Raw genomic sequence first — 8,435 nt, 5'->3', positions numbered from 1 at the left:
CCGAGGGGGCGTCCAGGGGGTGGGCGATCCCGACCGCGACGGACATCGCGTTCGCGCTGGCGGTGCTGGCCGTGACGGCCAGCGCGATGCCCGCGGCCCTGCGCGCCTTCCTGCTGACCTGCGCGGTCGTGGACGACCTCGGCGCGATCACGATCATCGCCATCTTCTACACCGACAACGTGAACCTGCCCATGCTGGCGCTCGGCGCGGCCCTGATCGCCTGCTACGGCCTGCTGCAGCGCAAGGGCGTCAGGTCGCCGTGGATCCACCTGCCGCTGGCCCTGGCGGCCTGGTACGCGGTCGAGGTCAGCGGTGTGCACGCGACCGTCGCCGGCGTGGCGCTGGGCCTGCTGACCCGCGTCAGGTCCACCGAGTTCGAGCGCACCTCGCCGGCCGAGGCCGCCGATCACTACCTGCGCCCGGTCTCGGCCGGTTTCGTGGTGCCGGTCTTCGCGTTCCTGTCGGCGGGGGTGAAGCTGGACGGATCAAGCCTGGGCGCTATGTTCTCCGATCGGGTAGTTCTGGGAGTGATAGCGGGACTCGTACTCGGCAAGTTCCTCGGCGTGTTCGGCGGCGCCTGGCTGTCCGTGCGGCTCGGCCTGGCGAGACTGTCGGAAGAGCTCCACTGGCGGGACATGGCGGCGGTGTCGTTGCTGGCCGGGATCGGGTTCACGGTGTCACTGCTGATCGGCGACCTCGCGTACGGCGCCGAGCGGCAGCGCGCCGTAGCCGTCACCACGGGGATCCTCGCGGCCAGCGTCATCGCGTCGATCCTGGCGGCGGTGCTGCTTCACTTGCGGGTACGCAAGCGCCGTCTTGCACTGGATGATGTTTGACAGGGCCACCAGGCCTCGATAGGAGACGTTCATGCCGCAGACTCCCGAGGAAGAATCCCTGGGCTCGCTGGTCGCCCAGGCGAGCAGTCACATCTCGTCCCTGGTCCGCTCCGAGATCGAGCTCGCCAAGGCCGAGTTCAGGTTCGACGCCAAGCGGGTCGGCATGGCGGGCGGCCTGTTCGCCGCGGCCGCCTTCATGGCCCACCTGTGCCTGATCCTCGCCTCGTTCACGATCGCGTACGTACTGGCCCAATGGCTGCCGCACTGGGCGGCCTTCCTCATCGTGACCGTCTTCTACCTGGTGGTCGCGGGGCTGCTGGTGCTCATCGGGGTCCGCAGGCTCAAGGGGCTCGCCGGGATGAAGCGGACGGCCAGGTCGATCAAGGGGCTCAAGGAGATCGCCTCGCCCAACGGGCAGAACCTGCCCGTTCCCACACCGGATCGCGAGCCGGTGACCCGCGATGGCACCTGACGAATCGCTCGTCCAGATCGAGGGGCCGTGGACGCATCGCGCGGTCCACGCGGGCGGCACCCGCTTCCACGTGGTCGAGGCCGGCGAGGGCCCGCTGGTGCTGCTGCTGCACGGGTTCCCGCAGTTCTGGTGGACCTGGCGCAGGCAGCTCGAATCGCTGCCGGCCGCCGGTTACCGCGCGGTCGCCGCCGACCTGCGCGGCTACGGCGGCAGCGACAAGCCCCCGCGCGGCTACGACCTGCCCACGCTGGCCGCCGACGCGGCGGGGCTGATCCGCGCGCTCGGCGAGACCGGGGCGATCGTGGTCGGCCACGACTGGGGCGGCCTGCTGGCCTGGACGATGGCGGTGCTCGACCCCAAGTGCGTGCACCGGCTGGTCACGGTCTCCGCCCCGCACCCGCTGCGGCTGCGCAGCGCGCTGCTCACCGACCCGTTCGGCCAGCTCAGGGCCAGCGGTCACGGCGTGGGCTTCCAACTGCCCATCCTGCCGGAACGCCGGCTCACCCGCGACGGCGCCGCGCTCGTCGGCCGGCTGATCTACGAGTGGTCGCGGCCCGGCTGGCCCGACGCCGAGACCGCGCGCACGTATCGCGAGGCGTTCGCGATCCCGGCCGTGGCGCACTCGGCGCTGGAGTATCACCGCTGGTTCGGCCGCTCCCAGTTCCGTCCTGACGGGCTGCGGTTCGCCCGCGCCATGCACACCGAGGTCGAAGCGCCGACCCTGCAGCTGCACGGCGCGCTCGACCCGTGCATACTGCCGCGTACCGCGCAGGGTTCCAGCCGGTACGTGGCCGCGCCCTACCGGTGGCGGCTGCTCGAAGGAGCCGGCCACTTCCCCCACGAGGAGATCCCCGACGTGTTCGACGCCGAACTGCTCGGCTGGCTGGCCGACCCAGAGCCCGACCGATGAGAGACCGCGACCCCGAGGGCCGTCCGCGCAACGCCAGGCCGCGCGACGCGTACGGCAGGCCGCTCCCCTACGGCTCGCCCGGCGTGGCCCGGGTCCCCGACGACTACGCCCCCACCACCGAGCAGGCCCTGGCCGACGCGCGCCGGTTCCTGGCCGAGGGCCTGCCGTTCAACGCGCACGAGGTGTTCGAGGGCCGCTGGAAGTGCGCGCCCGACGACGAGCGTGAGCTGTGGCAGGGCCTGGCGCAGATCTGCGTCGGCCTGACCCACCTCCAGCGCGGCAACGGACGCGGCGCGCTGACCCTGTTCAGCCGCGGCGCCGCGCGCATCCAGGGCTACGGGGCCCCGTACGACGAGGTCGGCAAGGCGGCGACCGCGCTGAGCCACGACAGCGACCCGGCCGCGGCCGTCGCCGCGATCCTGGGCAGGCTGCCCGGCTAGTCGCATTCCTGGGTGCTGGCCCGGGTGGTGTCGTTCCTGCCCTGCTCGACGTCGGGGGCGACCTCGGCGGCGGTCAGGACGTACCCGGTGTCCTTCTCGTTGATCGCCGCGGCGAAGATCACGCCGTAGACGCGGCCGCCGACGGTGAGCAGCGGGCCGCCGGAGTTGCCCGGCAGGACCTCGCCGCGGATCTGGTAGACGTTGCGCCGGACGTTCGAGCCGCGGTAGATGTCGGGCCCGTCGGCCTCAAGGCGGCCGCCGATCCTGGCGGCCACGGCGGTGAAGCCCTTGCCCTTGGGGAACCCGGCGATGATCGCGTTGTCGCCGCGCTCGCCGCTGTCGTCGAAGGCGAGTGACGGCAGGCCGAGGCCGGGCACGTACAGGACGGCGATGTCGCGCTGCGGGTTGTAGCGCACCACGGTGGCCGGATGCTTGCGCATGTCGGCGTCGATGACCTGCAGGTTGCTGGTGACGCCGGCGACCACGTGCGCGTTGGTCATGATCCGGTCTTTGGCGTAGACGAAGCCGGTGCCCTCGATGTGCTTGTTGCAGCTCTCGGCGTTGCCCTGGACCTTGACGATGGCCCGGCGGGCGCGCTCCAGCTTGGCGCCCTGCATGATGCTCTGGTCGGGCGGCGGCACGTCGATGAGCTGGCCGGCGCCGATCGCGTCGAAGACGGGCGGGAAGTCGGAGCGGTCGATGAACTTCTTGAACGGCGCCTGCCAGTTGCGCGCGGCCTGCGGGATGGCCTCGTCGACGGTGGTCAGCAGCGCGGAGTTCTTCACCTGGTCGACCAGCGGCGTGAACGCCGTCGAGACGATCAGCGACCCGATCAGCCAGGCGATCACCAGCACCGACAGCGCGCTGGCGAACGTGCCGCCCACCGCGTCGGCGGCCTTGGCCGGCTCCCACGTGACGTGGCTGCGCACCACCGCGCCCAGCGTGGACGAGGCGAACTGCCCGATCGTGGCCGCCAGGAAGACGATCACGATGGCGAGCAGCGCCTGGGGCGTGTCGCCGTCGACGACCGCCTTGGAGATCGGCGGCGCGATGAAGACTCCGAGCACGGCTCCGCCGACGAACCCCACGAAACTCATCGCGCCGATGATGAAACCCTGCCGGTACCCGGAGATGCCGAAGGCGATCACGAGGCCGATCAAGATGAGGTCAAGCAGATCACCGCGCACGCTTCAAAGGTAACCAGCGATACGGTCAAGTGTGCACGTCTTCCGCCAGGACGGCGTCACCCTGCTGACTATCTTGGGCGGTATGCCGCCGATCGAGCGAACAGTGCGTGGTCTCATCGAGGCAGCTCTGCGCGACACCGATCCCGACGGGCCGGTGCGCTGGCAGGTGATCTCCACGCTCCGGCAGCGGGGCGATCTGGAGTCGTTCATCGAGGCCAGGCGGCTGTGCGCGGCCGACAGCGTCACCGAGCGGCTGCTCGGGGTCGACATCATGGGCATGCTCTCGCCCTTCGTCGACCGCACGCTGCCCGTCCTGCGCTACCTGGCGGCCAGCGAGAGCGACGCCATGGTGCTGTACTCGGTGCTGATCGCCTTCGGGCACCTGGCCGACCCGCGCTCGCTGCCGTCCGTGATCGACCTGGCCGGTCACGACGACGCCAGGGTCAGGTACGGCGCGGCGTACGCGCTGCAGCACGTGCTGGGCAACCCGCCCGACAGGGCGGGGCTGGAGGCGCTGCGCATGCTGGCCGTCGACAGCGACGCGGACGTGGCCGGCTGGGCCGCGCTCGGCGTCGCCCTGACCACGGGACGCGTGCTCTAGCCGCGGGCTCGGGCGCCGTTCCAGCGGCGGCGCAGGCGCCGTTCCGGCCCCGGCTCAGGCGCCGTTGCGCGCGGCCAGGTTCAGCACGTCCTGCGGGAGCTCCTCGATCCGCCCCGGGTCCCACGGGCGCTCCAGGCCGCCCGCGCGCAGCACGGTGTCGAGCACCATCGCGGTGAAGCCCCACACCAGCATGCCGCGCACCCGGAAGGCCGGCCCGGTGAACCCGCTCGGGTGGCGCAGCGCGATGCGGTTGCCGGGGTCGACCAGCTCGGCCAGCGGCACCCGCTCCACGGACTCGACCTCGTCCGGCGAGGCCGCGTGCACCTCGCACGGCTCCTGCCACCAGGCGACGACGGGCGTGACCCGGTTGTCGCTGTGGTCGAGGTAGAGCTCGGGCAGTGAGCACAGCACGCGCACGCCGCCAGGGACGACGCCGGTCTCCTCCTCGGCCTCGCGCAGCGCCGCCTGGATCGGCCCGCCGTCGTCGGGATCGACGCCGCCGCCGGGGAAGGCGGGCTGGCCCGCGTGCCTGCGTCCGCGGGAACTGCGCTGGATGAGCAGCACGTCGGGGCCGAGCGGGCCCTCGCCGAACAACATCAGGACCGCGGCCGGACGTCCGCCGCGCGCGGGCGGGCGCAGGTACCGGGGGACGCGGATCCGCTGGGCCTGCTCGGCCAGTCGGTCGAGCCAGTCGGGCACTTGGGTCACGCATCCTCCAACACACCGGGGTCCAGGTGACTTCCCCGGCTCAAGAGAAAGGACCCGATCGGACGAGCTTCGCGGCTTCCTTCTCGCTGGTCGGCCCGGTGCCGTACGAGGGGCACAGCGCGGCCAGCGGGCACACCCCGCAGGCGGGACGTCGGGCGTGGCAGATGCGGCGGCCGTGCCAGATCACGCGGTGCGAGAAGATCGTCCACTCGCGCTTGGGCAGCAGGTCGCCGACGACGTGCTCGATCTTGACCGGGTCGGTCTCCTCGGTCCAGGCGAAGCGGCGCACCAGCCGCTGGAAGTGCGTGTCGACGGTCAGCCCGGGCACCCCGAAGGCGTTGCCGAGCACCACGTTGGCCGTCTTGCGGCCCACGCCTGGCAGTGTGACCAGGTCTTTCAGCTTGTTCGGCACCTCGCCGCGATAGCGTTCGCAGACCGTCTGGGCCATGCCGATGATGCTGTTCGTCTTGGCGCGGAAGAAGCCGGTCGAGCGGATGATCTCTTCCATCTCGGTCCGGTCGGCCGCGGCGTACGCCTCCACGTCCGGATATTTCGCGAACAGGTGGGGAGTGACCATGTTGACGCGCTTGTCCGTGCACTGGGCGGACAGGATGGTGGCGACCAGGAGTTCGAGCGGGTTGCGGAAGTCCAGCTCGCAGTGGGCGTCGGGGTAGGTGTCGGCGAGGATCCTGTTCATCTTGCGCGCGCGTCGTACCAGACCGAGCTGGGTCTCCTGCTTGCGTTGACGGCCTGCCACGTTCGTCGCCATGCCGCCAAGACTAGAACGCCCGGCATCCCGTTGAGCCCGTCACCGGCACGAACGCGCCCCGGCGACAAAAGGGGTAGAAGTAAGCATCTGTCCATGTATGTCCGTAAACTTCGCCAAGGAGATCGCGGCGAAGCGGGGACAAGCCCGGACCACTCAGGCATTCCCCTAACCTGTGTGTGCCGCCCGAAGTGGGGTGAGTCACAATGGCAGCAGAGGAGGCAGAGTGAACACCGAAGACGTGCTGGGTAAGGCCCCCCTGTTCGCCGCGCTCGACCGTGAGAGCGCCGCGGCGCTGCGCACGAGCATCACCGAGGTCCAGCTGTCCAAGGGACAGACGCTCTTCCACGAGAACGAGACCGGCGACCGGCTCTACGTCGTGCTCGAAGGCAAGATCAAACTCTCCCGCACCTCGCCGGACGGCCGGGAGAACCTGCTGAGCGTGCTCGGTCCGAGCGAGATGTTCGGCGAGCTGTCCCTGTTCGACCCGCGCCCGCGTACGGCCACCGCCACCGCGCTGACCGACGTGCGCCTGGCCGGCCTCGGCCACGACGACCTGCGCCCCTGGCTCACCGGCCGCCCCGAGGTGGCCCTGCACCTGCTGCGCGCGCTCGCCCAGCGGCTGCGCCGCACCAACGACGTGCTGGCCGACCTGGTCTTCACCGACGTCCCCGGCCGGGTGGCCAAGCAGCTGCTCGACCTGGCCGAGCGGTTCGGCACCAAGACCGACGACGGCCTGCGCGTGCACCACGACCTGACGCAGGAGGAGCTGGCCCAGCTCGTCGGCGCCTCGCGCGAGACGGTGAACAAGGCGCTGGCCGACTTCGCCCAGCGCGGCTGGCTGCGCATCGAGGCCAAGGCCGTGGTCATCCTCGACATGGACCGGCTCTACAACCGCTCCAGGTAGTCGCCTAGCGGCCGTCGAGGTAGTCGAGCTGGGCCCGCACCGACATCTCGGCGGCGGGCCAGAGCGACACGTCCACGTCCGCGTACACGATCTCGACGATCTCGCGCGGCGTGCGCGCGCCCCGCGCACGCGCGGCCCTGATCTGGTCGAGCCGCTGCCTGCGGTGCGCCAGGTAGCCGTCAAGCGCGGCGATCGGGTCGTTCAGCACGGGCCCGTGCCCCGGCAGCAGCGCCAGCGCGCCAAGGCTTTCCGCCGCGGCCCTGAGCCGGTCGAGGCTGCGCAGGTAGTCGCCCAGGTCGCCGTCGTCGGCGATGACCGTGGTGCCCCGGCCGAGCACGGTGTCGCCGGTGAGCATCGCCAGGTCGGCGGGCAGCCAGAAGCAGAGCGAGTCGAACGAGTGGCCCGGCGTGCCGTACACGTGGATCTCCACGTCGCCGGCGGTCACCACGTCGCCGTCGGCCAGCCCTTCCGAGCCGAGCCGGTGGCGCGGGTCGAGCGCCCGCACCGGCGCGCCGACCAGCTCGGCGAAGCGCTTGGCGCCGCCGCTGTGATCGATGTGCCCGTGCGTGAGCAGCACCTCCGTCACGCGCCGCGCCCCCAGGTGGTCGCGCAACCGCCGCAGGTGCGACTCGTCGTCGGGACCCGGGTCGACGACGACCACCTCTTCGCCCGCGCCGACGACCCAGGTGTTGGTGCCGTCGAGCGTCATCGCGGACGGGTTGGGCGCGAGCAGGTTCTCCGCGTGCTCGGTACGCGAGCCGTCGGGGGTGCCGATCGGGATGTGCAGCCCGCTCATGAGGTCATCAGCCGCATCTCGCCCTCGACCTCCACGGCCCTGGGCATGATCGTGACGATCTCCCGGTGCGCGGCGAGCGCGCCGGCCACGTCCGCGTACGCCGACAGCTCGCTCAGCGTCTGGTAAGTGGGCGGCATCAGGAAGATCTCGCCCCGGTGCGCCAGCTCGACGGCCTCGGCCGGACGCCGCCACACCACGTGGTCGGCCTCGCCGCCGACGTCGCGCGTGCGCTGGCCCGCGGGCAGCACCGCGGCGAAGAACCGCGTGTCGAAGCGCCGGTGCTCGATCTCCGGCGTGATCCAGTGCGCCCAGGGCTTGAGCAGGTCGGAGCGGAGCACCAGGCCGCGCTTGGCCAGGAAGTCGGCGAAGGCCAGACTCCGGTCGATCAGGGCCAGCCGGTCGGACTCCCAGTCGTCACCCGTGGTGTCGGCGACCACCGAGCCAGGGCCTGGGCCGGCCAGCAGCACGCCGGACTCCTCGAACGTCTCGCGCACGGCCGCGCACACCAGCCCGCGCGCCACCCGCTCGTCGGCGTTGAAGACCGCGCCCCACTCGGCGGGCGAGGGACCGGCCCAGGCCACGGCGTGGTCGGTGTCGCGCGGGTCGACCGAGCCGCCGGGGAACACGTACGCCCCGGCCGCGAAGGCCATCGTGGCTTTCCGCCTGAGCAGGTAGACCTCGGGACCGCGACCGCCGCCGCGCAGGATCACCACCGTGGCGGCGTCCCGCGCGGGCACCGGCTCGACGCGTCCGGCGAGAATGTCCCTCGCCCGCTCGGCGAGCTCTTCTGGTAGCGGAAGACCGGCCACATG

At 71.6% G+C, this 8,435-nt stretch carries 11 protein-coding genes; 6 read left to right on the top strand and 5 right to left on the bottom strand.

All coding sequences use genetic code 11. The features are described 5' to 3' along the window. The 4 genes from HII36_RS20250 to HII36_RS20235 all read left to right on the top strand — a co-directional run. Nucleotides 1-836: Na+/H+ antiporter NhaA (locus HII36_RS20250; protein WP_173524785.1), on the top strand; the 836-nt coding region annotated here is incomplete at its 5' end. 31 nt (nt 837-867) lie between these two features. Beyond that, complete coding sequence (locus tag HII36_RS20245) at nt 868-1,308, top strand: phage holin family protein (protein WP_236003674.1); 441 nt, start codon at nt 868-870, stop codon at nt 1,306-1,308. Then, nucleotides 1,298-2,218 carry an alpha/beta fold hydrolase gene (locus HII36_RS20240; protein WP_173524784.1) on the top strand — a complete coding sequence of 307 codons (921 nt, stop codon included), beginning with the start codon at nt 1,298-1,300 and terminating at the stop codon, nt 2,216-2,218. Before HII36_RS20245 ends, HII36_RS20240 begins: the two co-directional genes overlap by 11 nt. Then, on the top strand, nt 2,215-2,658 hold the full coding sequence (locus tag HII36_RS20235) for a DUF309 domain-containing protein (protein ID WP_173524783.1): 444 nt from the start codon (nt 2,215-2,217) through the stop codon (nt 2,656-2,658). Before HII36_RS20240 ends, HII36_RS20235 begins: the two co-directional genes overlap by 4 nt. Here the strand turns inward: HII36_RS20235 and HII36_RS20230 are convergent. Beyond that, a complete protein-coding gene (locus HII36_RS20230; RefSeq protein ID WP_173524782.1) occupies nt 2,655-3,845 on the bottom strand; it encodes a MarP family serine protease in 1,191 nt (396 codons plus the stop codon). The genes HII36_RS20235 and HII36_RS20230 overlap by 4 nt on opposite strands. 82 nt (nt 3,846-3,927) lie before the next feature. Between HII36_RS20230 and HII36_RS20225 the strand changes: the two genes are divergently transcribed. Continuing rightward, nucleotides 3,928-4,446, top strand: a complete 519-nt coding sequence (locus HII36_RS20225) for a HEAT repeat domain-containing protein (RefSeq protein WP_173524781.1) — start codon at nt 3,928-3,930, stop codon at nt 4,444-4,446. A gap of 54 nt (nt 4,447-4,500) precedes the next feature. Here HII36_RS20225 and HII36_RS20220 read toward each other — a convergent pair whose 3' ends face one another. After that, entirely contained in the window at nt 4,501-5,154 is a 654-nt protein-coding gene (locus tag HII36_RS20220) for an NUDIX hydrolase (protein WP_173524780.1), read from the bottom strand. Nucleotides 5,155-5,194: 40 nt separating this feature from the next. Then, nucleotides 5,195-5,923, bottom strand: coding sequence for an endonuclease III (gene nth, locus HII36_RS20215; RefSeq protein WP_173524779.1), 729 nt, complete (start codon nt 5,921-5,923; stop codon nt 5,195-5,197). 223 nt (nt 5,924-6,146) lie between these two features. Between nth and HII36_RS20210 the strand changes: the two genes are divergently transcribed. Further along, nucleotides 6,147-6,827 (top strand): Crp/Fnr family transcriptional regulator, encoded by a 681-nt coding sequence (locus tag HII36_RS20210; RefSeq protein WP_138690488.1) that lies wholly within the window; start codon nt 6,147-6,149, stop codon nt 6,825-6,827. Nucleotides 6,828-6,831: 4 nt separating this feature from the next. Here the strand turns inward: HII36_RS20210 and HII36_RS20205 are convergent, their stop codons facing one another. After that, nucleotides 6,832-7,623: an MBL fold metallo-hydrolase gene (locus HII36_RS20205; RefSeq protein WP_173524778.1), complete on the bottom strand. Its 792-nt coding sequence runs from the start codon at nt 7,621-7,623 to the stop codon at nt 6,832-6,834. Next, a complete protein-coding gene (locus HII36_RS20200; protein WP_173524777.1) occupies nt 7,620-8,432 on the bottom strand; it encodes an NUDIX hydrolase in 813 nt (270 codons plus the stop codon). Before HII36_RS20200 ends, HII36_RS20205 begins: the two co-directional genes overlap by 4 nt. Between the last annotated feature and the right edge of the window lie 3 nt (nt 8,433-8,435).

Source organism: Nonomuraea antri, assembly GCF_013283785.1.
Lineage (GTDB): Bacteria > Actinomycetota > Actinomycetes > Streptosporangiales > Streptosporangiaceae > Nonomuraea > Nonomuraea antri.
Note: the sequence above shows the minus strand (reverse complement) of the source record. Positions and strands in the feature narration are given on the sequence as shown.